This is a genomic window from Acidimangrovimonas pyrenivorans, from assembly GCF_042643245.1.
Classification (GTDB): domain Bacteria; phylum Pseudomonadota; class Alphaproteobacteria; order Rhodobacterales; family Rhodobacteraceae; genus Acidimangrovimonas; species Acidimangrovimonas pyrenivorans.
This window is the reverse complement of sequence record NZ_JBHRSK010000007.1, coordinates 312,787-337,657: the sequence shown is the minus strand read 5'-3', so window position 1 is coordinate 337,657 and position 24,871 is coordinate 312,787. Positions and strand designations below refer to the sequence as shown.

Sequence of the window (24,871 nt, the reverse complement as noted above, 5' to 3'; positions counted from 1 at the left end):
GGCGCCCGACCCTCCCCCCGGGAGGGCGCATTGAAAGATCGACCAAGGAGGGCGACCGTCACACGATTTGCAGCGGCGCGTACAACACAGGCGTAACCGGCGCCCACCCAGGGTCGGGCGCCGCCCTTCTCGCCCGGCTGCGTCCTACCCGAACCGCCCGGTCACGTAGGCGTTGGTCCGCTCTTCCTTCGGCGCGGTGAAGATCTGCTCGGTGCGGTCGAACTCGACCAGCTCACCGAGATACATGAAGGCGGTGAATTGCGAGGTCCGCGCCGCCTGCTGCATGTTGTGGGTGACGATGGCGATGCAGTAGTCGTCGGCCAGCTTCTCGATCAGGTCCTCGATCTTCGCCGTCGAGATCGGGTCGAGCGCCGAGGCCGGCTCGTCCAGCAGCAGCACTTCGGGCTTGACCGCCACCGCCCGGGCGATGCAGAGCCGCTGCTGCTGGCCGCCCGACAGGCCCAGCCCGGACTGGTGCAGCTTGTCCTTGACCTCGTCCCACAGCGCCGCCTCGCGCAGCGCCGCCTCGACCCGGTCGTTCATCTCGGATTTCGGCAGCTTCTCGTAGAGCCGGATGCCGAAGGCGATGTTCTCGTGGATCGTCATCGGGAAGGGCGTCGGTTTCTGGAACACCATCCCGACCTTGGCCCGCAGCAGGTTGAGGTCCTCCTTCGGCGACAGGATGTTGCGGCCGTCGAGCATGACCTCGCCCGAGGCCTTCTGGCCCGGGTAGAGATCGTAGATCCGGTTCATCGTCCGCAGCAGGGTGGACTTGCCGCAGCCCGAGGGGCCGATGAAGGCGGTCACGGTCTTGTCGCGCAGCTGCAGGTTGATGTCCCTCAGCGCGTGGTGGCCGTTGGCGTAGTGGAAGTTCAGCCCCTTGACCTCGAGCTTCACCGGGTGATCGGTCGCGCGCGGACGCTCGGGCAGGACGACCTGGGCGGGCTTGGTCAGCGGTTCGTTGATGCTCATGTCGGGCTCCTTCAGCGGCGGCGGCGGCGCCCGGCGGCGAGGCTGCGGGCAAGGATGTTGAGGGCGAGGATGGCGACGGTGATCAGCAGCGCGCCGCCCCAGGCGAGGCGCTGCCAGTCGTCATAGGGGCTCATCGCGAACTGGAAGATCACCACCGGCAGGTTGGCCATCGGCTGGTTCATGTCGGTCGACCAGAACTGGTTGTTGAGCGCGGTGAACAGCAAGGGCGCGGTCTCGCCCGAGATCCGGGCCAGCGCCAGCAGCACGCCGGTGATGATGCCGCTGCGCGCCGCCCGCCAGGTGACGAAGACCATCACCTTCCAGCGCGGCGCGCCCAGCGCGGCGGCGGCCTCGCGCATCGCGTTGGGCACCAGCGCCAGCATGTCCTGGGTGGTGCGGTTGATCACCGGCAGGGCGATGACCGCCAGCGCCGCGGCCCCGGCCCAGGCCGAGAAATGGCCCACGGTGACGACCATGGTGGCGTAGATGAACAGGCCGACGATGATCGACGGCGCCGACAGCAGCACGTCGTTGATGAATTTCGCCACCTCGCCCAGCTTGGAATTGCCGGCATATTCCGACAGGTAGGTGCCGGCGAGGATGCCGATCGGGGTGGCGACCACGATCGCCACGGCGGTCATCGCGACCGAGCCGAAGATGGCGTTGGCGAGGCCGCCGTCCGAGCCCGGCGGCGGCGTGTTCTGCAGGAACAGCGCCGGGGTCAGGGCGGTCAGCCCGTTCCAGAGCAGGGTCCAGAGGATGGCGAAGAGCCAGAACAGGCCGAAGGCGGCGGCGCCGACGGCAAGGATCATGGCGACGCGGTTCTTCAGCCGGCGGCGGGTGACGATGTTCATGGCCGGCCCCCTCAGAAGCTCTCGCTGCGGCCGGTCAGCCACTTGGCCAGGCCGAGGACGATGAAGGTGATGACGAAGAGGATCAGGCCGAGGGCGACCAGCGACGAGGAGTAGAGCGTCGTCGTCGCCTCGGTGAACTCGTTGGCGATGGCGGCCGAGATCGTGGTGCCGGGCGCCAGCAGCGAGGCGTGGATGCGGTGCGAGTTGCCGATGACGAAGGTCACCGCCATGGTCTCGCCCAGGGCCCGGCCGAGGCCGAGCATCACCCCGCCGACAAGGCCGAGCCGGGTGTAGGGGATGATGACGTGGCGCACCACTTCCCAGGTGGTCATGCCCAGGCCATAGGCGCTTTCGCGCAGCATCACCGGCACGGTCTCGAACACGTCGCGGGTGACCGAGGTGATGAAGGGCAGGATCATGATCGCCAGCACGATGCCGGCGGTCAGCATGCCGATGCCGTAGGGCGCGCCCTGGAACAGCACGCCGATGATCGGCAACTCGCCGAAGGTCGCGGTCAGGAAGGGCTCGACATGGGCCGCCATCCAGGGCGCGAAGACGAAGAAGCCCCACAGCCCGTAGATGATGCTGGGGATGCCGGCCAGCAGCTCGATCGCGATGCCGATCGGCCGCCGCAGCACCTTGGGGCAGAGCTCGGTCAGGAAGATGGCGATGCCGAAGCTGGCCGGCACGCCGATCAGCATGGCGATGGCCGAGGTGACCAGGGTGCCGAAGATCGGCGCCGCGGCGCCGTAGATGTCCTTGGCCGGGCTCCAGCGTTCGGTCCACAGGAAGGGCAGGCCGAACTGGCGCAGCGCCGGCAGCGCCTCCGACAGCAGCGACAGCAGCACGCCGAGCAGGACGAGGACGACGACGGTCGCGGAGCCCCAGGCCAGCCAGAAGAAGAACCGGTCCTGCCGCCGCAGCCGGCGCGTATGCAGCTGCGGATCGATGGCGGGAGAGTCCCCGAATTCCGTCGTCATGGCCATGGCGCCCAGCCCCCGTCTTTCGTTTCCCCAAACAGCCGAACGGGCAAGGCAAAGCCCCGCCCGTCCGTTCCGTACCTGAAGTGGCCGGGTCTCAGTGCGTCAGCGCATAGACCGGCTTGCCCTCATGCTTGATGGAGCTCCAGGAGTTTTCGATCAGCTTCACGACATTGTCCGGGATGGCGACGTAGTCGAGCGCCTTGGCTTCCGGCTTGCCGTTCTTGTAGGCCCAGTCGAAGAAGGTCAGCGCCTGCTTGGCGGCGGCCGGGTCCTTCGGGTCGGTGTGGATGATCACCCAGGTCGAAGCGGCGATCGGCCACGACTTGGCGCCGGGCTGGTCGGTGATGATGACGCGGAAGTTATGGGCGCCGGCCCAGTCGGCATTGGCCGCGGCCGAGGCGAAGGTGGCGAGCGACGGCTCGACCACTTTGCCTTCCTTGTTGATCATCCGGGCATAGCCCAGCTTGTTCTGGATGACATAGGCGTATTCGTTGTAGCCGATCGCGCCAGCGGTCTGCTTGACGGTGTTGGCAACGCCTTCCGAGCCCTTGGCGCCGAGGCCGGTCGGCCATTCGACGGCGGTGTCCGAACCGATCTCGTCAGCCCAGTCCTTCGAGATCTTCGACAGGTAGTTGGTGAAGTTGAAGGTGGTGCCCGAGCCGTCCGAACGGTGGACGACGACGATCGGCTGGTTCGGCAGCTTGACGCCCGGGTTCAGCGCGGCGATCGCCTTGTCGTTCCACATGGTAATCTTGCCCATGTAGATCGCTTCGACGGTCTTGCCGTCGAGGATCAGCTGGCCCGGCTTGATGCCCTTGACGTTGTACATCATGACGATGCCGCCCGAGATCATCGGGAACTGGGTCATGCCGTGATCGGCGAGGTACTTGTCGTCCAGCGGCTTGTCCGAGGCGCCGAAGGTCACGGTCTTGGCGGTCACCTGCTTGATGCCCCCGCCCGAACCGATCGACTGGTAGTTCAGGCCGATGCCGGTTTCCTTCTTGTAGGCTTCCCCCCACTTGGCGAAGACCGGGTAGATGAAGCTCGAGCCGGCGCCCGAGATATCGGCGGCCTGGGCGGCAGCGGCCATGCCCAGGGTGACGGCAGCGGCAGCAGCACCCGCCACGATGGATTTCATGAAGCTCACGTCGTGTCTCCTGTTCAGGGACGAGGATTGTGGCCCGGAACCCCCCCGGACCGCGAAGTGCGGCCCGAATACGCGCGGTATATGATGGTTCGGTGACAAATAATGTCACGAAAACGCGAGCAAAATTCACGGGCCCGTGAGGTGCGGCCGCGCCGCCGCCCCTGCCGTGCGGACCGGTGCCGCAGGCCCGGCGCGCGCCGATTGGTTCGTGCTTGAGGCCGCCGCTGGCCAGGCCTATCCCTGTCGGGCAGGCAAGCGGCCCGGGCCGCGACAACCAAGGAAGGGATGCGTGATGCAGAACAGCGACAGAATCTGGGACATCGTCGACGGCCGACGCGAGGCCTACGAGGCGCTCTCGGACCGGGTCTTCGACACGCCCGAGATCGCCTATACCGAATACCAGTCCTCGGACGCCCATCTCGCGATGCTCCAGGCCGAGGGCTTCCGCATCACCCGCGACCTCGCCGGCATCCCGACCGCGGTGATGGGCGAGGCCGGCGAAGAGGGGCCGGTGATCGCCATCCTCGGCGAATACGACGCCCTGCCCGAGCTGGGCCAGGAGGCCGGGCTGGCCGAGCCGAAACCCGCGGGCGGCAAACCCGGCCCGGGCCATGGCTGCGGCCACAACCTGTTCGGCGCGGCGGCGATGCTGGCGGCGGCGGCGGTCAAGGACTACCTCGCCGAGACCGGCATCAAGGCGCGGGTGCGCTATTACGGCTGCCCGGCGGAAGAGGGCGGCGCCGCCAAGACCTTCATGGTCCGCGCCGGCCTGTTCGACGATGTTGACGCCGCCATCACCTGGCATCCCTCCGGCGTCAACGCCGTCGACATCGCGCCGACGCTCGCCAACAGCCGCATCGACTACACCTTCCACGGCCGCGCCGCCCATGCCGCCGCCTCGCCCGAGCTCGGCCGCTCGGCGCTGGACGCGGTCGAGCTGATGAATATCGGCGTCAACTACATGCGCGAGCACATGCCGGATTCCGCCCGCATCCACTACGCCTATCTCGATGCCGGCGGCAGCGCGCCCAACGTCGTCCAGGCCAGGGCGACGGTGCGCCAGCTGGTCCGCGCCCGTGACCTGCAGGGGCTGAACGAGCTGATCGCCCGGGTCGACAAGATCGCCGAGGGCGCGGCGCTGATGACCGAGACCACGGTCGAGCGCCGGGTCGCCTCGGGCGTGTCGAACGTGATCAACAACGGGGTGCTGCAGCAGGTGATGCAGGGCGCCTTCGACCGGCTCGGCGCGCCGCAATTCGACGATGCCGACCGCAACTATGCCGAGGCGATCCGCGCCACCCTGACGCCCGAGCACATCGCCTCGAGCTTCGCCAAGATCGGCCGGACGCCCGATCTCGACCTGCCGCTCTGCGACTTCGTCGCCCCGCTCGACCGCCCGGCCGGGGCGGGCGAGGGCTCGACCGATGTCGGCGATGTCTCCTGGGCGGTGCCGACGGTGCAGGCGCGGGTGGCGACCAGCGCCATCGGCACCCCGTTGCACACCTGGCAGATGACCGCGCAGGGCAAGAGCGGCATGGCCCACAAGGGCCTCGTCCACGCCGCCAAGGTGATGGCGGCGACCGCCCGCGACCTGATCGAGCAGCCCGAGCGGCTGGCCGCCGCCAAGGCGGCGCACCAGGCCCGGCTGGCGGCGCAGCCCTATCGCTGCCCGATGCCTGACGAGGTCCAGCCGCCGATCCAGCCCCGCCCCGACGCGGCCTGATCTCGCGCAAGAGAGGGGCCGGGCCCCGCGCCCGGCCCTTTCGTCCCGGGGGGCTCCGAAGTCCCCCGCGCCCCCGCGCCCGCGCGCCGCGCCGCCTGCGCTCTTCCCGATTTCACCTTTGCCAAAATACTCCCGGGGGAGTCGCCCGCAGGGCGACGGGGGCAGCGCCCCTGCGCGCGCAGCGCCCGACAGGATCTTGCCCCCGCACGGGGGGCGCCACCGGATTGACGGCCGGTCCGGCCACTCAGCCGTCGGGCTGCTGCAGGCTGTAGAGATCGTAGGTCGCCACCCCCAGCAGGCGCGCGGCGGCCAGCGACGGGATGGCGCTGGCCAGCCCGCGCTCGGACTGGTAGCGGCGCAGCGCGTCCCGGGTCGGGGCGTCCATTTCGCCGGTCACCGGCCCGCCGTAATAGCGCCGCACCTTCAGCGCCCGTTGCAGCGTGGCGATGACGTCGGGCGACATCACCGCGGGGCAGAGCCGGCGGAACCAGACGGCCTCGCGCGGGCGCACGATGCGCTGGTGGCTGCGGGTCTCGAACTGGCCCGGCGCGGTCTCGACATGCTCGGTCGTGGTCTCGATCACCGCCGGCAGGGTCTCGTGCGCCCAGCACTCGCCGGGCACGGTCGAGGGCGGGCCGGGTTGCGTGCGGCGCAGGATCGCCCCGGCCAGCGATTGCCGGGCGCCGGGTTGCGGCCCGTCCCCGGTCAGGGCCGGGTCGGAAGCGGTGCTGCAGGCGGCCAGGCCGAGCGCCGCGAGGCCAAGGAGAAAGGGTCGGATCATCTGCTCGTGCCGGTCTTCTGCCCGTTTCGAGGCACGATAGCGGCAAGCCCGGCCCCGGGGAAGCCGCGAAATCCGGCTGTGGCGCGCGGGCACTGGCAAATCGCTTTCGCTTGGCCTATGTGCGGGAACGGGACATGAGGACGGCGAGGAAGACGATGGCGAAAATCACCTATGTCGAGTTCAACGGCACCGAGCACGTGATCGACGTGCCCAACGGCCTGACGGTGATGGAAGGGGCGCGCGACAACGGCGTGCCGGGGATCGAGGCCGATTGCGGCGGCGCCTGCGCCTGCTCGACCTGCCACGTCTATGTCGATCCGGCCTGGGTCGAGAAGCTGCCCGAAAAGGACGCGATGGAAGAGGACATGCTCGACTTCGCCTACGAGCCCGACCCGGTGCGCTCGCGCCTGACCTGCCAGCTCAAGGTGACGGACGCGCTGGACGGGCTCAAGGTGTTCATGCCCGAAAAGCAGATCTGATGGCCGGCGGGGCCGGGCGCTGGCGGGCTGCGCTCGCGGTTGTCCTGGCCCTGGCCGCTTCGGTGGCGCGTGCCGACACGGTGATCGTCGGCGCCCGCTTCACCGACCCCACCACCCGCTACGATCACGGCGTTCTCGGCGATGCCGTCGAATACGGCGCGCTGACGCTCGACCTGCTGGTCTCGCCGCCCGGCGGGCTGGGGGCGACGACCCGGCGCTCGGTCACTTTCCGGCTGCCGAGGGACCGCGTCTTCGAGGATCTGGCGCCGCGGCTGGTCGATGTCTCGGGCGACGGCGCGCCCGAGGTGCTGGTGGTCGAGACCCAGGTCGACAAGGGCGCGCAGCTGGCGGTCTACGCGCCCATTGGCAAGGTCGCCGCGACGCCGCCGATCGGCAAGACCCACCGCTGGCTGGCGCCGCTGGGCGCGGCCGATCTCGACGGCGACGGCAGGATCGAGCTGGCCTATATCGACCGGCCGCACCTGGCCAAGACGCTGGTGGTCTGGCGCTACGATTACGGCCGGCTGCGCAAGGTGGCCGAGAAACCCGGCCTGACCGCCCATCGCATCGGCGACGGCTTCATCTCGGGCGGCATCCGCCGCTGCCGCGCCGGCGTCGAGATCGTCACCCCCTCGGCCGACTGGGCCTCGGTGATGGCGACCCGGCTCGAGCGCGGCCGGCTGATCAGCCGCCGGCTCGGCCCCTACAAGAACCGCTGGAGCCTGCGCCGGGCGCTCGATTGCCGGATGTGAGGGCGGGGCGCTTCTCGCCCCCCCGCCGGGCCGGGCGCCGCCCTTCGCTCTACGTCCGAGCGGGCCGGAACCTCACGATGTCCCGAGGTGGAAGCGGCGGTCACCGATCGTGACTGGCCCCCGCCGGCGCGCTTTCTCCTTGCCCCGGCCGCGGCCGCGGCCTAATCGGGAAACATGAAACTTCTCTTCCTCGGTGATGTGATGGGCCGCGCCGGACGCGCGGCGATCACGGAAAAGCTGCCCGGTCTGCGCGCCGACTGGCATCTCGACTTTGTCGTCGTCAACGGCGAGAACGCGACCTCGGGTGCCGGCCTCTCGGCCGCCCATGCCAAGGCGCTGCTCGAGGCCGGGGCCGATTGCGTCACGCTGGGCGACCATGCCTTCGACCAGAAGGACATGTTCGGCCATATCGAGCAGGAAACCCGCATCATCCGGCCGCTGAACTTCGCCCGCGGCACGGTGCCCGGGCGCGGCGCGCGGATCTACAGCGCGGCGGGCGGCCAGAAGGTGCTGGTGGTCCAGGTGCTGGGCCAGGTGTTCATGAAGCGGCCCTTCGACGACCCGTTCTCGGCCCTCGACGCGGTGCTCAAGACCCACCCGCTGGGCGGCGCGGTCGATGCCATCGTCGTCGACATGCATTGCGAGGCGACGTCCGAGAAGATGGCCGCCGGCCACTGGTGCGACGGCCGCGCCAGCCTCGTCGTCGGCACCCATACCCACGTGCCCACCGGCGACGCCCAGATCCTGCGCGGCGGCACCGCCTACATGACCGATGCCGGCATGTGCGGCGATTACAACTCGGTCATCGGCATGGAGAAGGCCGAGCCGCTGCGCCGCTTCATCACCGGCATGTCGAAGACCCGGTTCGAGCCGGCGCGCGGCGAGGCGACCCTGTCGGGCGTCTATGTCGAGACCGACGACCGCACCGGCCTGGCGAAAAAGGTCAAGATGGTCCGCATCGGCGGCCGTCTCGAAGAGTCGCGACCGTGAAAGGGCGGCTGACGCCTTATGCCCTGCTGCTGCTGATGGGCGCGGGCTGGGGCGTCAGCCTGCCGCTGAGCAAGATCGCCGTATCGCAGGGCTACCGCCCGCTGGGGCTGATCTTCTGGCAACTGGTGGTCTCGTCCACGGTGCTGGGCGTGCTGATGCTGGCCACCGGCCGCGGGTTGCCGCGCGGGCGCCGGGCCTGGGGCATGTGCGTCGCGATCTCGCTGATCGGCTCGGTGCTGCCCAACTCGGCCAGCTACGAGGCCGCCCGTTTCCTGCCCGCCGGCATCCTGTCGATCACCCTGTCGATGGTGCCGATGCTGGCCTTCCCGATGGCGCTGGGCTTCCGCACCGATCGCTTCAGCGCGGCCCGGCTGGCCGGGCTGGCCTGCGGGCTGATCGGGGTGGCGCTGATCGCCCTGCCGCAGTCGAGCCTGCCCGGGGCCGGCATGGCGCTCTACCTGCCGCTCGGGCTGATCGCGCCGGCCTTCTACGCGCTGGAAAGCAACGTGGTGGCGAAATGGGGCACCGGCGGGCTCGACCCGATCCAGATCCTGTTCGGCGCCTCGCTGGTCGGGCTCGCCTTCGCCCTGCCGGCGGCGCTGGTCTCGGGCCAGTTCATCGACCCGCGCCCGCCCTGGGGGGCGCCGGACGCCGCGGTGGTGCTCTCGGCCATGGTCAGCGCCGTGGTCTATGCCAGCTATGTCTGGCTGATCGGCAAGGCCGGCTCGGTCTTCGCCGCCCAGGTCTCCTACCTGGTCACCGCCATGGGCGTGCTCTGGTCGATGGTGATCCTGCACGAACGCTACAGCGGCTGGGTCTGGCTGGCCTTCATCGTCATGCTGATCGGCCTCGCCCTGGTGCGGCCGCGCGACGAAACGCCCCTCGAGGCGCTCCCGGCGGATGCTTGCGAAAGCGACGGAATCTGCCAAACATCGCCCGAAGGCATTTGAGGGACGGACATGTTCGGGCTGGAATTGTCCCAGACCACCCAGGCGTTTGCCGCCATCGCCATCGTGCTGGCGATGCTGGTGCTGTTCATCCGCGAGGTCTACCCGGTCGAGGTGGTGGCGATCTCGGGCGCGGTGCTGATGATCGTGCTCGGCATCCTGCCGACCGAGGCGGCGCTCACCGTGCTGTCGAACCACGCGCCCTGGACCATCGGCGCGCTGTTCATCATCGTCGGCGCCCTGGTCCGCACCGGGGCGCTGGACTGGATCACCCGGATCGCGCTGCGCAATGTCGAGACGCGGCCGGCGGCGACGCTGGCCGGGCTGGCCGTGGTGGTCGTCGGGCTGTCGGGCTTCGTCAACAACACGCCGGTCGTCGTGGTGATGATCCCGATCTTCATGCAGCTCGCCCGCCAGCTCGGCCGCGCGCCGTCCAAGCTGATGATCCCGCTCAGCTACCTGACCATCTTCGGCGGCACGCTCAGCCTGCTCGGCACCTCGACCAACCTGCTGGTCGACGGTGTCGCCCGGGCCCATGGCCTGCGCCCGTTCTCGGTCTTCGAGATCACGCCGATGGGCCTCGTCGTCTCGCTCATCGGCATCGCCTACCTGGCGCTCTTCGCCCGCCGGCTGCTGCCCGACCGCGAGTCGCTGGCCGGCATGATGGCCGACCGCTCGAAGATGAAGTTCTTCACCGAGGTCGCGGTGCCCGAGGAATCGGCGCTGGTCGGCGAGCGGGTCGACCAGGTCGACCTGTTCAAGCGCGACAACATGCGGGTGATCGACGTGCTGCGCGGCGACGCCTCGCTGCGGCGCGACCTGTCCTCGGTGACGCTCGAACCCGGCGACCGGGTGGTGCTGCGCACGCCGATGGCGGAACTGCTGGGGCTGCAGTCGAGCAAGGAGCTGCGGCTGGTCGACAAGCTGTCCTCGGTCCAGACCTCGACCGTCGAGGTGCTGATCACGCCGGGCTGCCGCATGGTCGGCCGCTCGCTGGGCGAACTCCGGCTGCGGCGGCGCTACGGCGTCTACCCGCTGGCCGTCCACCGCCGCAACCAGAACATCGGCCGCCAGCTCGACGACCTTGTCGTCCGGGTCGGCGACACGCTGCTGCTCGAGGGCGACCCCGCCGATATCCGCCGCCTGGCCACCGACATGGACATGGTCGAGGTCACCGCCCCCTCGGAGCGCGCCTATCGCCGCGCCCATGCGCCGATCGTGATCGCGGTGCTGGCCGGGATCGTCGGGCTGTCGGCGCTGGGGCTGGCGCCGATCGTGACGCTGGCGGTGATCGGCGTCGCCATCGTCCTCGTCACCCGCTGCATCGATGCCGACGAGGCCTTCGGCTTCGTCGAGGGCCGGCTGCTGGCGATGATTTTCGGCATGCTGGCGGTGGGGGCCGGGCTCGACCGTTCCGGCGCCGCGCGGCTGATCGTCGAGGCGATCGCGCCCGCCCTCGCCGCGCTGCCGCCGCAGGGGCTGATCCTGGCGCTGTTCCTGCTGACCTGGGGCCTGACCGAACTGGTGACCAACAACGCCGTCGCCCTTGTCCTGACCCCGATCGCCATCGGCCTCGGCCACAACCTCGGCATCGACCCGCGGCCGCTGGTGGTGACGGTGATGTTCGGCTCCTCGGCCAGCTTCGCCACCCCGATCGGCTACCAGACCAACACCCTGGTCTACGGCCCCGGCGGCTACCGCTTCACCGACTACATCCGCTTCGGCCTGCCGCTCAGCCTGGTCATGGCCGTCGCCTCCAGCCTGCTGATCCCGCTGTTCTGGCCGTTTTAAGGGGGCTGCGCGCGCCTGCCCGTCCCGGCGGGCTGGCGCTTTGGCCTCCTGTGCGTTCCGCTCAAGGCCAGGGGGGCTTGGCTGCCAAGAAGCGCGAAGCTCGACGGTTGCGCGCGCCATCCCACGGGCAGGGGCGCGTCCTGCGCATGTCGCACTGCTTCTGAGATCGGCGGGAGGTTATGAGCTGTCGCGCATCCGTCCGCGGCGCCGCAGCCCACCGGACTTGCAGCGCCCCCCGGCGCTGACATATAGAGACGCCAACACGAAATCGGACCGGAGTAGACCATGGCTGGCCATTCTAAATGGGCGAACATCCAGCACCGCAAGGGGCGGCAGGATGCGGTGCGCTCGAAGCTGTTTTCGAAGCTCGCCAAGGAGATCACCGTCGCCGCCAAGATGGGCGACCCCGATCCCGACAAGAACCCGCGCCTGCGCCTCGCCGTCAAGGAAGCCAGGTCGAACTCGATGCCCAAGGACGTCATCGAGCGGGCGATCAAGAAGGCGACCGGCGGCGATGCCGAGAACTATGACGAAATCCGCTACGAGGGCTACGGCCCGGCCGGCATCGCGATCATCGTCGAGGCGATGACCGACAACCGCAACCGCACCGCCTCGAACGTCCGCAGCTACTTCACCAAGCATGGCGGCAACCTGGGCGAGACCGGCTCGGTCTCCTTCATGTTCGACCGGGTCGGCGAGATCACCTACAAGCCCGAGGCCGGCGATGCCGACACGGTGATGATGGCCGCGATCGAGGCCGGCGCCGACGATGTCGAAAGCGACGACGAGGGCCACTGGATCTACTGCGCCGACACCGACCTCAACGAGGTCTCGACCGCGCTCGAGGCCGCGCTGGGCGAGAGCGAGACCGCCAAGCTGATCTGGAAGCCGCAGAACCGGACCGAGGTCGACCTGGAAACCGCGCAGAAGCTGATGAAGCTGATCGACACGCTCGAGGACGACGACGACGTCCAGAACGTGACGGCCAATTTCGACGTGCCCGAAGAGGTCGCCGCCCAGCTCTGAGGCCGGCGGCGCGGCCGGGGTCGGAAGCAGCCCACAGGACATCCCGATGGACAGTGCAGATCCCTGCCGCCCCTTCCGCCAGCTGGCGCGCAACAACGCGCTGGCCAACCGGCGGCTGCACCTCGCTTGCGAGGCGCTGCCGCGCGAGGACTGGCCCGGTGCCTGGGCCGCGCCCGGGACCTCGTTCTTCCCGTCGATCAAGGCGACGCTGAACCACATCCTGCTGGTCGACCGCTTCTACCTCGACGCGGTCGAGGGCGGCAGGCTCGGCCCGGCCGTCTTCGACGATCCCGAACCCTGCGACACGCTGGCCGAGCTGGTCGCGGCGCAGGTGCCGCTCGACGCCGCCGCCATCGCCCTGTGCGAAAGGCTGCAGCCGGAGGACCTGTCGCGCGAGGTGGCGATCTAGCGCCGCGACCGGGTCCAGCGCGAGACGCTGGCCGACACGCTGATGCACCTGTTCCTGCATGACCAGCATCACCGCGGCCAGGTCCACGCGATGCTGGCCGGCACGCCGGTCAAGCCGCCGCAGCTCGACGAGTTCTTCATGGCCGACGATGCCGCGGCACGGGCCGATGACCTCTCCACGATCGGGGTGAGCGAGGACTGGCTGCGGCGCTGAGCGGCCCCGGCCATGCAGCGGCGGCATAGGAGCCAACCGCGCGCGATCCCGTTTCCGCCTTGCCAAGCTCTGCGCTTTGCGGTCAGGTCGCGGCCATGGCCGAAGTTTCTTTACCTGTGAATCGTCCCCTCGCCGGGGTGGCGTGGATGCTCGCCGCCGGGCTGTGCTTCGTCGGCGTCAACGGCATCGTCAAATATGTCGGCCACGGCATCCCGGCGGCCGAGGCGGCCTTCCTGCGCTACGCGCTGGGGCTGGTCTTCCTGCTGCCGATGCTGCGGCCGCTGATGAACGCGCAGCTCAGCCGCCGGGCGCTGGCGCTGTTCTCGCTGCGCGGGCTGGTCCATGCCCTCGGCGTCATCCTGTGGTTCTATGCCATGGCCCGGATCCCGATCGCCGAGGTGACGGCGATGAACTACCTGTCGCCGGTCTACGTCACCATCGGCGCGGCGCTGTTCTTGGGCGAGAAGCTGGCGGCGCGGCGGATCGGGGCGGTGATCGCGGCGCTGCTCGGCGTTCTGGTGATCCTGCGGCCGGGGATCCAGCAGATCTCGCACGGGCAGATGGCGATGCTGGCGGTCGCGGTGTTCTTCGCCGCCTCCTACCTGATCGCCAAGCGGATGTCGGACGAGGTCAGCCCGCCGGTCGTCGTCGCCATGCTGTCGATCACGGTGACGATCGGCCTCGCCCCCTTCGCCATCGCGGTCTGGGAACCGCCGAGCCTGTCCGAGATGGGCTGGCTGCTGCTGGTCGCCGGCTTCGCCACCGCCGGCCACCTGGCGATGACCCAGGCCTTCCGCATGGCGCCGGTGACGGTGACCCAGCCGGTGACCTTCCTGCAGCTGATCTGGGCCACCCTGCTGGGCGTGTTCCTGTTCAACGAACCGGCCGACGCCTATGTCATGCTCGGCGGCGGTATCATCATCGCCGCGGTCAGCTTCATCACCTGGCGCGAGGCGGTGGTGCGGCGGCGCCAGGTGACGCCGGTGGTCAACGAGATGAAGGGCTGAGGGGGGCACTGGCTGCCTGCTCACCGCCATTGCGCTTGGGCAATGGCGCAAGGAAAGGGCGAGGGGCTGTCTGCCCCTCGCGCTCCCCGAGGATATTTTCGAGCAGAAAGGGAGGGCAGGGGGCTACTGCCCTGAGGGGCCGGCCCCCGTGTCGGTCGGGTTGAGCAGGCGGTTGAGGACGCTGTCGCGGGTGACTTCGCCGATCACGGCGCCGTCCTCGGTGACGCCGACCGGGTGGTGGCTGGCGCAGACCCTTGCCATCACCTCCTGGATCGGGGTCTCGGCGGCGACGCTTTGCTCTGGCGCGGCACCGGCGGGCTGCATCGCGTCGCGCGCGGTGAGCACGCCGAGCGGGTTCATATGGGCGACGAAATCGGCAACGTAATCCGACGAGGGATTCTGGAAGATCTCGCGCGCGGTGCCGCATTGGACGATCCGTCCGCCCTCCATCAGCGCGATCCGGTTGCCAATCTTGAACGCCTCGTCGAGGTCGTGGCTGACGAAGACGATGGTGCGGTGGAGCTTGGCCTGCAGGTCGAGCAGCTCGTCCTGGAGCCGGGTCCGGATCAGCGGGTCGAGGGCCGAGAACGGCTCGTCCATCAACAGGATCGGCGCGTCGGTGGCGAAGGCGCGGGCGAGGCCGACGCGCTGCTGCATGCCGCCCGAGAGCTCGCCGACGCGGCGGTCGGCCCATTGCGACAGGCCGACGAGGTCGAGCTGGGCGTCGACCTTGGCGCGCCGCTCGGCCCGTTTCATCCCGGCCAGTTCGAGCCCGAGCCCGACATTCTCGCGCACCGTGCGCCAGGGCAGCAGGCCGAATTGCTGGAACACCATGGCGATGCTCTGCAGCCGCAGCCGGCGCAGGGTCGCGGCATCGGCATGGGTGACCGAGACCATCTGGTCGCCCTCGCGCACCCGGACCTCGCCGCGCACCACCGGGTTGAGCCCGTTGACGGCGCGCAACAGCGTCGATTTGCCCGAGCCCGACAGGCCCATCAGCACCAGGATCTCGCCCTCGGCGACGGTGAGCGAGCAGTCATGCACGCCCAGCACCTGCTCGGTCGCCTGCTGGACATGGTCGCGGCTCTTGCCCTGGTCCATCAGCGGCAGGGCGCTCTCGGGCTTGTCGCCGAAGACGATCGAGACATTGTCGAATTCGACGGCGGTCGGTTTGCGGATCGTCATTTGCGCGTCACCCGGAGCATGCGGTCGAGAAGGATCGCCACGACGACGATGATGAAGCCGGATTCGAAGCCGAGCGCGGTGTTGACCGAGCCGAGCGCCCGCACCACCGGCACGCCGAGGCCGTCGGCGCCGACATAGGCCGCGATCACCACCATCGACAGAGACAGCATGATGGTCTGGTTGAGGCCGGTCATGATCTGGGGAAAGGCGTAGGGCAGCTCGACCTTCCACAGCCGCTGGGTCGGGGTGGCGCCGAAGGCGGTGGCGGCCTCGAGCAGCGTCACCGGGGTCGAGGCGATGCCGAGCTGGGTCAGCCGGATCGGCGCCGGCAGCACGAAGATCACCGTCGCGATCAGGCCCGGCACCATGCCGAGGCCGAAGAAGATGATCGCCGGGATCAGGTAGACGAAGGGCGGCAGGGTCTGCATCAGGTCGAGCACCGGGCTGACCAGCCGGTAGAGGTTGGGGCGGTGGGCGACGAAGATGCCGATCGGCACCCCGATCCCCATGCAGATCAGGCAGGAGGACAGCACCAGCGTCAGGCTCTCGGTCGTCGCCTGCCAGTAGCCCTGGTTGAGGATGAAGAGGAAGGCCAGCAGCACCAGCAGGCAGGTCTTCCACGACCGCTGCAGCAGCCAGGTCAGACCGACGAAGAGGGCGATGATGACCAGCGCCGGCGGGTATTGCAGCAGCCACTGGATGGCGTCGATCATCCGCTCCATGGCGTAGGACAGCCCGTCGAAGAACCATGTCGCATGGTCCTGCAGCCAGTCGAAACCGGCCTCGGCCGTCTTGCCGACGGGTATCTTGGCCTCGGTGATCCAGTTCATTGCGTGCCTTTCTCGGTCGCGCCTTCGATCCAGTCCATCACGTCGCCGGCGATCGTCTCCCAGCCGGGCTCGCGGAGCATGAAATGCGCGTTGTCGGGATATTCCTTGTAGTCGGCGCCGTAGCGCCGGGCGATGGCGCGGGTGACGCGGGGCGGGGTCATCCGGTCCTGCCCGGCGCCGATCACCAGCATCGGGGCGGTGACCCTGGCGGCGTCCACCGGGATGCCGGCCAGGCCCATCTGCAACGCCACCCGGCCCGATTGCGGGCTCATCTGGGCGCGGACCTCGGCATGCTCGGCCTCGGGCAGTCGGTTCAGGCTGAAGCGCCGCATCTCGTCGGGACCGGGCAGGAAGGTCCGCGACAGCAGCATCGCCGGGGCGTATCTCAGCGCCAGCCGCAGCATGTCGAGAGTGGCGATGGCGAGGATGCCGCGCGGCGCCGCCGGGCCGAGGCAGACGCAGGCCGGCGGATCGCCGATCTCGGCCAGCTTCTGCGCGATCAGCCCGCCGGCGCTGTGGCCGACCAGCACCGGGTTGTCCATCTCGCGCGCCGCCGCCGCCGCCGCGTCGACCAGCTGGCCAAAGCCGATCCGGCCGGGCGCGGTGCCCTCGATCCGGTAGGGCAGGTCGACGGCGCGGGTGCGATAGCCGCGCGCCCGGAACGCCCGTTCGAAGCGCGACCAGACCCAGCCGGTGCTCCACCAGCCATGGATGAACAGGATTTGCGGGCGGGTCGTCATGGCGCCGCGTCCCCTTGCCGGAGGGGTGTGGGCGGGCCGCAGGGCGCGGCCCGCCGGTTGCGCCTTACATCCCCAGCGCCTTGTCGACCGCGGCCACGGCGTCGCCGCCGTCCTTGGTGGTCACGCCGGCGAGCCAGGGCTTGATCGTGCCGGGATTGGCCTTGAGCCAGGCCTTGGCCGCCGCCTGCGGCTGGGCGCCGTCATCGAGGATCGCGCCCATGATCTCGTTCTCCATCTTCAGCGAGAAGACGAGGTTCTTCAGCAAGGCGCCGACATTCGGGCATTCCTTGACGTAACCGGCGCGGGTGTTGGTGTAGACCGTGGCGCCGCCGTAATTCGGCCCGAACCAGTCGTCGCCGCCCGACAGGTAGGTGATCTTGAACTTCGAGTTCATCGGGTGCGGTTCCCAGCCGAGGAAGATGATCGGCTTGTCGCGCTTGGAGGCGCGGGCGACCTGGGCCAGCATGCCCTGTTCCGAGCTCTCGACCAGCTTGAAGCCCTTGAGGCCGAAGGCGTCCTTCTTGATCATGTCGAGGATCAGCCGGTTGCCGTCATTGCCGGGCTCGATGCCGTAGATCTTGCTGTCGAGCGCATCGGCATGGGGGGCGATGTCCTTGTAATCGGTGATCCCCGCCTTGGCGCCGGCGGCGTTGGTCGCCAGGGTGTATTTCGCGCCCTCGAGATTGGCGCGCACGGTGTCGACGGTGCCCTTCTCGCGATAGGGTTTGATATTGGCCTCCATCGTCGGCATCCAGTTGCCGAGGAAGACATCGACATTGCCGTCGGCCATCGAGGTATAGGTGACCGGCACCGACAGCGTCTTGATGTCGGTCTTGTAGCCGAGCGCGTCGAGGATGAAGGTCGTCACCGCGGTGGTCGCGGTGATGTCGGTCCAGCCGACATCCGAGAAGGTGACCGTGTCGCAGCCGGCCGCCTGTGCGCCCTGGGCGGCGGGCAGGGCCAGCGAAAGGCCGGCCGCGGCGGCCAGCAGGGTGGTGCGAAGTGTCATGGCAAAGCTCCCTGATTCTCGTCGTTACGTCGTCTTCGTGTCGCCGGGGGTATCCTCCGCCCGGCCGGTGCTGTCCAGAACCCGAGCGTAGCGCAAGCGTCTTGCCCGGCAAAGCAGCCATGCGCGGCAATCAAGCGGTTATTGATTGACGAGTCAATAAACCATCGGCTAGCTGGTTCCGCGAATTACCAAGCGGGAGCGCGCGGAATGCCGAAAATCGGGATGGAGCCGATCCGCCGGGCGGCGCTGGTGCAGGCGACGATCCACGAGATCGGCCGCACCGGCAGCCTCGACGTCACGGTCAGCCAGATCGCCCGCCGGGCCGGGATGTCGAGCGCGCTGGCGCATCACTATTTCGGCTCCAAGGAGCAGATGTTCCTGGCCGCGATGCGCCACACGCTGACACTCTACGGCGCCGAGGTGCGCGGCGCGCTGGCGCTGGCCGAGGGGCCGGAGGCGCGGCTGCAGGCGGTGATCCGGGCCTCGTTTTCGCCGGCCAACTTCCGCCGCGAGGTCATCGGCGCCTGGCTGAATTTCTACGTCCTCGCCCAGACCGTGCCCGGCGCGCGGCGGCTGTTGCGGATCTACCAGAACCGGCTGCGCTCGAACCTGCTCGGCCCGCTGCACAGGCTGGTCGGCAGCCGCGCCGGGGCGGTGGCCGACGCGTTGGGCGCGATGATCGACGGGGTCTATATCCGCGAGGCGCTGAGCGACGGGCCGTCGGACGGGGCGGCGGCGGCGGCGCTGGTGCTGGACTGCCTCGCCGCCGAATTGGCGAAGGATGCGGGGGCGGCTCCCGCCCGCCGTTGACGCCTGCGGCGCCGCCTTGCGGTCGGGCCGGGCCGCCTGCGGCGGCGGGCGTGCCGGGGAGAGAGCGCGGGATTGAAGGACCGGGCGCGGGTGCCCGAGGGAAGGACGAAGCGGATGATCACGATTTACGGCCGGGCGAGTTCGTCGAACGTGCAGGCGGTGATGTGGGGCGTGGGCGAACTCGGGCTCGAATACGAGCGGCTCGACTACGGCCACGATTTCGGCGGCACCGAGACGCCGGAATTCCGGGCGATGAACCCGCATGGCCTGGTCCCGGTGCTGCGCGACGGCGACCTGGTGATCTGGGAGAGCATGGCGATCCTGCGCTACCTCGCCGCGCGCTACGGTGACGGCGGCGCGTTCTGGCCGGCCGATCCGGCGGCGCGGGCGCCGGTCGACATGTGGGCGGAATGGGGCAAGCTGTCCTTCTGCACCGATTTCACCGGGCCGATCTTCTGGTCCCGCGTCCGGACCGCGGCCAAGGACCGCGACGCGGCGGCGCTGACCCGGGCGCTGGCCCATTTCGAAACCCGGCTCGACCGGCTGGAGGCACAGCTCGCCGGCCGCGATCACGTCTGCGGCCCCTTCACCCTGGCCGACATCCCGGTCGGCCATGTCCTCTATCGCTGGTTCGATATCGACGTGCCGCGCCAGCCGCGCCCGGTGATCGAGGCCTATTACCGGCGCCTGACCGAACGCCCGGCCTATCGCGACCATGTCATGGTCTCTTACGAGCCGCTGCGGGCCGAGGGCGCGTGATGGAAGCGGATGTCGTCATCGTCGGCGCCGGCTCGGCCGGCTGCGCCATGGCCTACCGGCTGGCCGAGGCCGGGGTCGACGTGCTGGTGATCGAGCATGGCGGCTCCGATGCCGGGCCGTTCATCCAGATGCCGGCGGCGCTGAGCTACCCGATGAACATGGCCCGCTACGACTGGGGCCTGCAATCGGAGCCCGAGCCGCAGCTGAACAACCGCCGCCTCGTCGTGCCGCGCGGCAAGGTGATCGGCGGCTCGTCCTCGATCAACGGCATGGTCTATGTCCGCGGCCACGCCCACGACTACGACCACTGGGCCGAGAGCGGGGCGGCGGGCTGGTCCTATGCCGACGTGCTGCCCTATTTCAAGCGCATGGAGCACAGCCACGGCGGCCAGCCCGGCTGGCGCGGCAGCGACGGGCCGCTGCACATCTCGCGCGGGCCGCGCCGCAACCCGCTGTTCCATGCCTTCGTCGAGGCCGGGCGGCAGGCGGGCTATGAGACCACGGACGATTACAACGGCGAGAAGCAGGAGGGCTTCGGCCCGATGGAGGCGACGATCTGGCGCGGCCGGCGCTGGTCGGCGGCCAATGCCTATCTCAAGCCGGCGCTGAAGCGGCCGAACTGTCGCCTGACCCGGGCGCTGGCCTGCAAGGTGGTGATCGAGGACGGCCGGGCAACGGGCGTCGAGGTCCGGCGCGGCGACCGGGCCGAGGTGATCCGGGCCCGGCGCGAGGTCGTGCTGGCGGCCTCGTCGATCAACACGCCGAAGCTGTTGATGCTGTCGGGTATCGGCCCCGGCGCCCACCTGGCCGAGCACGGCATCGAGGTGGTCGCCGACCGCGCCGGCGTCGGCGCCAACCTGCAGGATCACCTCGAGATCTACCTGCAGATGGCGGCCAGCCAACCGATCACGCTCTACAAGTACTGGAACCTCTGGGGCAAGGCGCTGATCGGGGCGCAATGGCTGTTCAGCGGCACCGGCCTTGGCGCCTCGAACCAGTTCGAGAGCGCCGCCTTCATCCGCTCGCGCGCCGGCATCGACTACCCCGACATCCAGTACCACTTCCTGCCGATGGCGGTGCGCTACGACGGCAAGGCGGCGGCCGAGGGCCATGGCTTCCAGGCCCATGTCGGTCCGATGCGGTCGAAGTCGCGCGGGGCCGTCACCCTGCGCTCGGCCGACCCGCAGGCCGCGCCGGTGATCCGCTTCAACTACATGAGCCACCCCGACGACTGGGACGAGTTCCGCGCCTGCATCCGCCTGACCCGCGAGATCTTCGCCCAGGACGCCTTCAAGCCCTATGTCCGGCACGAGATCCAGCCCGGCGCCGAGGTGACGAGCGACGACGAGATCGACGGCTTCATCCGCGAACATGCCGAAAGCGCCTATCACCCCTGCGGCACCGCAAGGATGGGCCGGGCCGACGACCCGCTGGCGGTGGTCGATCCGGAGTGCCGGGTGATCGGCGTCGAGGGGCTGCGCGTCGCCGACAGCTCGATCTTCCCGCGCATCACCAACGGCAACCTCAACGGGCCCTCGATCATGGTCGGCGAGAAGGCGGCGGATCACCTGCTGGGCAAGGGCCTGCTGGCGCCGTCCAATGCCGAACCCTGGATCAGCCCGCGCTGGCAGGTGTCGCAGAGATAGGCGGACCGCGCGTGGCCATTTGACACCGGTCAAGGCACCCGCCGGGCCCGGCCCCTAGGCTGGCGGGGTCAATGGAGGAGACGGTGCAAGATGACCACGATCCCGCATGAGCTGCTGTCGGAATTCCCCGCCGAGGCCGACAAGATCGAGGCGCTGAAGGAGAGCGACGGCCATTTCGCCCGGCTGGCCGAGGAATACGAAGAGATCAACCGTGCCGTCCATGCCGCCGAGACCAATCTCGAGCCGACCGACGAGGCGCACGAGATCGAGATGCGGCGCCGGCGGGTGCAGCTCAAGGACGAGATCTGGCACCGGCTGCAGGCCGGCTGAGGCGTCTCAGCCGCCGCGCTTCTGCTCGAGATAGGTCTTGAGGTTGCGGGTGAAGCCCTGCGCCAGGCGGTCGCCGAGCGCATCGAGCGGCAGGCCCGCCAGCTTGAGCAAGCCGCTGCCGGCATGGGGGCGGGCGGAGTAGACCAGCCGGGTGCCGGCCTTGACCGGCACCAGCTCGATCTCGATCTCGGCACCGGCGCGGCCGGTCAGCGTGTTGCCGCCGTCGATGGCGATGCGGGCGGACTTGCCCGGGGCGATCTCGGTCACCGTGACGTCGGCGTTCAGCCGCACCGGCATGCCGCGCACCGTATGGCCGAACTTGGCGCTGAAGCCGCTCTCGGCATCGCCGGTGACGCGCAGGCAGCCGGGCAGGCAGGTTTCCAGGCAGGCGGCGTCGTGCAAGGCGCTCCACACCGTTTCCGGCCTCGCCTGGATGCCGCGCTTGCCCGTGATCTCATCCGTGGTTTCCATGCCCGGCCCTCCGTTTCCCGGCTCCTGCCTTCACCGACGACGTTAGGCGGCCGCCCGGACCGCGGCAAGAGGCCGCCCGCCGAGATGGCGGTTACGGGCCGATCTCGTAGGGCAGCTGGCCGCGGCGGTCGGGGTCGATCCGCAACGGCCGTTCCAGCGGCGGCACCGAGCGCTGGTGGCAGTCGGGCCGCTCGCAGATCCGGCACGAGATGCCGATCGGCTCGAACCGGCCCGAGAGGTCGAGACCGTCGGCATAGACCAGCGCCCCGGCATGGCGGACCTCGCAGCCCAGGCCGATGGCGTAGCGCCGCACCGGCGCCTTGAACGAGCCGGACGGCTTCGACACCTCGCGCGCCAGCGACAGGTAGCGCACCCCGTCCGGGGTCTCGGCCAGCTGGCGCAGGAAGCGGCCCGGGGTCTCGAAGGCGGCATAGACGTTCCACAGCGGGCAGGCGCCGCCGAAACGGGCGAATTGCAGCCGCGTCGCCGAGTGCCGCTTGGTGATGGTGCCGGCCTGGTCGACGCGGACGAAGAAGAACGGGATCCCCTTGGCGCCCGGCCGCTGCAGCGTCGACAGCCGATGCGCGACCTGCTCGATCGAGGCGCCGAAGCGGTCGGCCAGCTGCTCGAGGTCGTGCCGGGTCTCGTGGGCGGCGGCGAGGAAGGCGCGGTAGGGCAGCAGCGCGGCGCCGGCGAAATAGTTGGCCAGCCCGATCTTGGCCACGGCGCGGGCGTCGTCGGACTGGAACCGGGCGAGGTCGAGCGTCGCCTCCAGCAGGTCGTCATGGGTCAGCAGCGCGACCTGGTGCAGGGCCTGGAAACGCTGGGTGCTGGAGGGGGCATTTGTCGAAAGGGTGAGGGTTTTCCCGGCTTCGTCATAGTTGCGCAGCCAGGCATTGTCGGAAAAGGACAACTCGATCCCGTGCTTCGACAGCGCCTCGGCCGCCGCCCGCATCGGGTCGCGCGGGCTGCCGTCGGGGCAGGCGAAATGCTCCGCCGCCCGGTCGACCGCGTCGATGTAGTTGTCGCAGTAATGGAAGAAGTCGCGCACCTCCTCCCAGGGCGAGGGCCGCAGCGCCGCGTCCTCGCGCCCCAGCGCCTCGTCGAGCGAGGCCAGCCGCTCATGCGTCTGGCGGTAGGCGCGGTGGAGGTCGAGGAAGGCGCGGGCCAGCGCCGGGGCGTTGGAGGCGGCGAGGCGCAGATCGGCCAGCGGCGGCGTGTTGGCGCCGAAGACCGGGTCGGCCAGCGCCTCGCGCATGTCGCTGACCACGCGCTCGGCATCGCCGGTCGAGAGCTCGGTGACGTCGAAGCCGAATTCCTGCGCCAGCGCCAGCACCACCCCGGCCGAGACCGGGCGGTGGTTGTTCTCCATCTGGTTGAGATAGGGCAGCGACACGCCCAGCTTCTCGGCAAAGGCCTTCTGGGTCAGGCCGAGCCTGGTGCGGGTCTCGCGCAGCTTGACGCCGGCATAGAGCTTGGGGGTGGACATCGGGGCCTCGCGGGGTTTGCTAACCCGTCTTTTACGCTTTGCAAACCGGGGCCGGCAAGCCTTGTCCCGCGGCGGCGCGGGCGGTGAGGTGGGAGGCCTCCGGCGGGGATATTTGGATGAAGATGAAGCCGGGTTTCATCTTCACGAAAATATCCCCCGCGGAGCGTCCGCGCTCGCCGCCGGCGCGGGGCCGGGGTCAGGCGAGGCCGATCCGGCGTTCGCGGGCGAGGACGTAGAGGATGGCGGCGACCGAGGCGGCGGAGCTGGCGGTCATCACCGCCAGCAGCGGCAGGGCGCCCGAGCCGGGGCCGAGCAGGGCGCCGGCCAGGGCCGAGAGCGCGGCGCCGCCGGCGACCATGATCGCGCTGCCCAGGCCCGAGGCGGTGCCGGCCAGCTGCGGCCGCACCGAGAGCATGCCCGAGGTGGCGTTGGGCATCACCAGCCCGTTGCCCAGCCCCATGACGACGAAGAAGCCGAAGAAGACCGGGGCGCTTTCGTTGCCCGCCAGCGTGACCAGGACCAGCGCGATGAGCCCGGCGGTCGACAGCACGGTGCCGGCCAGCACCATGCGGTTGATGCCGGCGCGGACCGAGTAGCGGCCCGAGACGTAGTTGCCGAGCGCGTAGCCGACCGCCGGCATGCCGAAATAGAGCCCGAGCATGCCGGGCGTGAGGTGGAAGACATTGGCGCCGACGAAGGGCGCGCCGCCGAGATAGGCGTAGAAGCTGCCGGCCGAGAAGGCGGCGGCGAGGCAATAGCCCCAGAAGCGCCGCGCCGTCAGCAGGGCGGGGTATTCGCCCAGCTGGGCGCGGAAGCTGGTCTGGCGCGCGGTGGCGGTCTCGCCCAGGTCGACCCAGGTCAGGGCCAGCACGCCGATGCCGCAGGCCAGCAGCAGCAGGAAGCTGGCCTGCCAGCCGAAGCTCTGGTCGAGCGCGCCGCCCAGCATCGGGCCGACCATCGGCACCAGCGCCATGCCCATCGTCACGTAGCCGATCATCGAGGCGGCCTCGGCCTCGGGCACCATGTCGCGGACGGCGGCGCGCGACAGCACCATGGCCGCGGCGACGGTGGATTGCAGCATGCGGAAGGCGAGGAAGGTCTCGACGGTGGTCGCCAGCAGGGTGCCGAGGGTGGCGAGGGCGAAGATCGCCAGGCTGGCCAGCAGCACCGGGCGGCGGCCGAAACGGTCCGAGACCGGGCCGACGACCAGCTGCAGCACCGCGTTGACGGCGAAATAGAGCGAGACCGAAAGCTGCATGACGGCGTATTCGGTGCCGAAATAGGCGGTCATCGCCGGCAGCGACGGCAGGAAGACGTTCATCGCCAGCGCCGACAGGCCGGCAAGCAGGACCAGCGTCAGCACATGCGGGGGCGTGGAGCGGTCGAGAAACCGCGCGGTCGGGCGATCGGACATGGAGATTCGTTAGGGCCGGGGCGCGGGCTTGTCCATCGCGTTTTCGTGATGCGGTTGATTTCGATCGCTGCGGAACGCGGGCCCAGGGGCGCGCGGGCGGGCCTGGCCGGGCAG

General features: G+C 69.6%; 24 protein-coding genes and 1 pseudogene. 13 read left to right on the top strand and 12 right to left on the bottom strand.

The features are described from left to right. Window positions 1-144: 144 nt before the first annotated feature. The 4 genes from pstB to pstS form a co-directional block, all read right to left on the bottom strand. Window positions 145-972: a phosphate ABC transporter ATP-binding protein PstB gene (gene pstB, locus ACFOES_RS11930; RefSeq protein ID WP_377833497.1), complete on the bottom strand. Its 828-nt coding sequence runs from the start codon at window positions 970-972 to the stop codon at window positions 145-147. 11 nt (window positions 973-983) lie between these two features. After that, window positions 984-1,826: a phosphate ABC transporter permease PstA gene (pstA, locus tag ACFOES_RS11925; protein ID WP_377833496.1), complete on the bottom strand. Its 843-nt coding sequence runs from the start codon at window positions 1,824-1,826 to the stop codon at window positions 984-986. An 11-nt stretch (window positions 1,827-1,837) separates the two neighbouring features. Further along, window positions 1,838-2,812, bottom strand: a complete 975-nt coding sequence (gene pstC, locus ACFOES_RS11920; protein WP_377833495.1) for a phosphate ABC transporter permease subunit PstC — start codon at window positions 2,810-2,812, stop codon at window positions 1,838-1,840. A gap of 91 nt (window positions 2,813-2,903) precedes the next feature. After that, window positions 2,904-3,947, bottom strand: coding sequence for a phosphate ABC transporter substrate-binding protein PstS (gene pstS, locus ACFOES_RS11915; protein ID WP_377833565.1), 1,044 nt, complete (start codon window positions 3,945-3,947; stop codon window positions 2,904-2,906). 301 nt (window positions 3,948-4,248) lie between these two features. Between pstS and ACFOES_RS11910 the strand changes: the two genes are divergently transcribed. Then, window positions 4,249-5,679, top strand: coding sequence for a M20 family metallopeptidase (locus tag ACFOES_RS11910; RefSeq protein ID WP_377833494.1), 1,431 nt, complete (start codon window positions 4,249-4,251; stop codon window positions 5,677-5,679). A 244-nt stretch (window positions 5,680-5,923) separates the two neighbouring features. On the opposite strand, the gene ACFOES_RS11905 is transcribed toward ACFOES_RS11910, so the two are convergent. Next, window positions 5,924-6,460, bottom strand: coding sequence for a peptidoglycan-binding domain-containing protein (locus ACFOES_RS11905; protein WP_377833493.1), 537 nt, complete (start codon window positions 6,458-6,460; stop codon window positions 5,924-5,926). Between the two features lie 155 nt (window positions 6,461-6,615). Between ACFOES_RS11905 and ACFOES_RS11900 the strand changes: the two genes are divergently transcribed. The 8 genes and pseudogenes from ACFOES_RS11900 to ACFOES_RS11865 all read left to right on the top strand — a co-directional run bounded on the left by ACFOES_RS11900 (window position 6,616) and on the right by ACFOES_RS11865 (window position 14,074). Continuing rightward, window positions 6,616-6,939: a 2Fe-2S iron-sulfur cluster-binding protein gene (locus ACFOES_RS11900; RefSeq protein ID WP_377833564.1), complete on the top strand. Its 324-nt coding sequence runs from the start codon at window positions 6,616-6,618 to the stop codon at window positions 6,937-6,939. Next, window positions 6,939-7,691, top strand: a complete 753-nt coding sequence (locus ACFOES_RS11895) for an FG-GAP repeat domain-containing protein (protein ID WP_377833492.1) — start codon at window positions 6,939-6,941, stop codon at window positions 7,689-7,691. The genes ACFOES_RS11900 and ACFOES_RS11895 overlap by 1 nt, the downstream gene beginning before the upstream one ends. A 174-nt stretch (window positions 7,692-7,865) precedes the next feature. Beyond that, complete coding sequence (locus ACFOES_RS11890; protein ID WP_377833491.1) at window positions 7,866-8,681, top strand: TIGR00282 family metallophosphoesterase; 816 nt, start codon at window positions 7,866-7,868, stop codon at window positions 8,679-8,681. Next, window positions 8,678-9,631 (top strand): DMT family transporter, encoded by a 954-nt coding sequence (locus ACFOES_RS11885; protein WP_377833490.1) that lies wholly within the window; start codon window positions 8,678-8,680, stop codon window positions 9,629-9,631. Before ACFOES_RS11890 ends, ACFOES_RS11885 begins: the two co-directional genes overlap by 4 nt. Window positions 9,632-9,640: 9 nt before the next feature. Next, complete coding sequence (locus tag ACFOES_RS11880; RefSeq protein WP_377833489.1) at window positions 9,641-11,419, top strand: SLC13 family permease; 1,779 nt, start codon at window positions 9,641-9,643, stop codon at window positions 11,417-11,419. Window positions 11,420-11,704: 285 nt separating this feature from the next. Next, on the top strand, window positions 11,705-12,445 hold the full coding sequence (locus ACFOES_RS11875) for a YebC/PmpR family DNA-binding transcriptional regulator (RefSeq protein ID WP_377833488.1): 741 nt from the start codon (window positions 11,705-11,707) through the stop codon (window positions 12,443-12,445). 46 nt (window positions 12,446-12,491) lie between these two features. After that, window positions 12,492-13,067: pseudogene (locus ACFOES_RS11870) on the top strand (DinB family protein). 95 nt (window positions 13,068-13,162) lie between these two features. Then, entirely contained in the window at window positions 13,163-14,074 is a 912-nt protein-coding gene (locus ACFOES_RS11865) for a DMT family transporter (protein WP_377833487.1), read from the top strand. 123 nt (window positions 14,075-14,197) lie between these two features. Here the strand turns inward: ACFOES_RS11865 and choV are convergent, their stop codons facing one another. The 4 genes from choV to ACFOES_RS11845 all read right to left on the bottom strand — a co-directional run bounded on the left by choV (window position 14,198) and on the right by ACFOES_RS11845 (window position 17,838). Beyond that, the gene (gene choV / locus ACFOES_RS11860) at window positions 14,198-15,259 is read right to left on the bottom strand and encodes a choline ABC transporter ATP-binding protein (RefSeq protein WP_377833486.1); all 1,062 of its coding nucleotides are present in this window, start codon (window positions 15,257-15,259) and stop codon (window positions 14,198-14,200) included. Further along, on the bottom strand, window positions 15,256-16,089 hold the full coding sequence (gene choW / locus ACFOES_RS11855) for a choline ABC transporter permease subunit (RefSeq protein ID WP_377833485.1): 834 nt from the start codon (window positions 16,087-16,089) through the stop codon (window positions 15,256-15,258). Before choW ends, choV begins: the two co-directional genes overlap by 4 nt. Then, window positions 16,086-16,829, bottom strand: coding sequence for an alpha/beta hydrolase (locus ACFOES_RS11850; RefSeq protein WP_377833484.1), 744 nt, complete (start codon window positions 16,827-16,829; stop codon window positions 16,086-16,088). Before ACFOES_RS11850 ends, choW begins: the two co-directional genes overlap by 4 nt. Window positions 16,830-16,893: 64 nt before the next feature. Next, window positions 16,894-17,838: a choline ABC transporter substrate-binding protein gene (locus ACFOES_RS11845; RefSeq protein ID WP_377833483.1), complete on the bottom strand. Its 945-nt coding sequence runs from the start codon at window positions 17,836-17,838 to the stop codon at window positions 16,894-16,896. Window positions 17,839-18,045: 207 nt separating this feature from the next. Here ACFOES_RS11845 and betI point away from each other — a divergent pair, with 207 nt between their 5' ends. From betI to ACFOES_RS11825, 4 genes are all read left to right on the top strand, one after another. Then, on the top strand, window positions 18,046-18,648 hold the full coding sequence (gene betI, locus ACFOES_RS11840; RefSeq protein ID WP_377833482.1) for a choline-binding transcriptional repressor BetI: 603 nt from the start codon (window positions 18,046-18,048) through the stop codon (window positions 18,646-18,648). A 114-nt stretch (window positions 18,649-18,762) separates the two neighbouring features. Further along, window positions 18,763-19,407: a glutathione S-transferase family protein gene (locus ACFOES_RS11835; RefSeq protein WP_377833481.1), complete on the top strand. Its 645-nt coding sequence runs from the start codon at window positions 18,763-18,765 to the stop codon at window positions 19,405-19,407. Then, entirely contained in the window at window positions 19,407-21,053 is a 1,647-nt protein-coding gene (gene betA / locus ACFOES_RS11830; protein WP_377833480.1) for a choline dehydrogenase, read from the top strand. Before ACFOES_RS11835 ends, betA begins: the two co-directional genes overlap by 1 nt. 90 nt (window positions 21,054-21,143) lie before the next feature. Next, on the top strand, window positions 21,144-21,383 hold the full coding sequence (locus ACFOES_RS11825; RefSeq protein WP_377833479.1) for a YdcH family protein: 240 nt from the start codon (window positions 21,144-21,146) through the stop codon (window positions 21,381-21,383). A 6-nt stretch (window positions 21,384-21,389) separates the two neighbouring features. On the opposite strand, the gene ACFOES_RS11820 is transcribed toward ACFOES_RS11825, so the two are convergent. The 3 genes from ACFOES_RS11820 to ACFOES_RS11810 all read right to left on the bottom strand — a co-directional run bounded on the left by ACFOES_RS11820 (window position 21,390) and on the right by ACFOES_RS11810 (window position 24,757). Beyond that, window positions 21,390-21,854, bottom strand: coding sequence for a CoxG family protein (locus ACFOES_RS11820; RefSeq protein WP_377833478.1), 465 nt, complete (start codon window positions 21,852-21,854; stop codon window positions 21,390-21,392). Window positions 21,855-21,945: 91 nt separating this feature from the next. Then, window positions 21,946-23,343 carry a helix-turn-helix domain-containing protein gene (locus tag ACFOES_RS11815; RefSeq protein WP_377833477.1) on the bottom strand — a complete coding sequence of 466 codons (1,398 nt, stop codon included), beginning with the start codon at window positions 23,341-23,343 and terminating at the stop codon, window positions 21,946-21,948. Between the two features lie 196 nt (window positions 23,344-23,539). Continuing rightward, entirely contained in the window at window positions 23,540-24,757 is a 1,218-nt protein-coding gene (locus ACFOES_RS11810) for a multidrug effflux MFS transporter (protein WP_377833476.1), read from the bottom strand. Window positions 24,758-24,871: the final 114 nt, after the last annotated feature.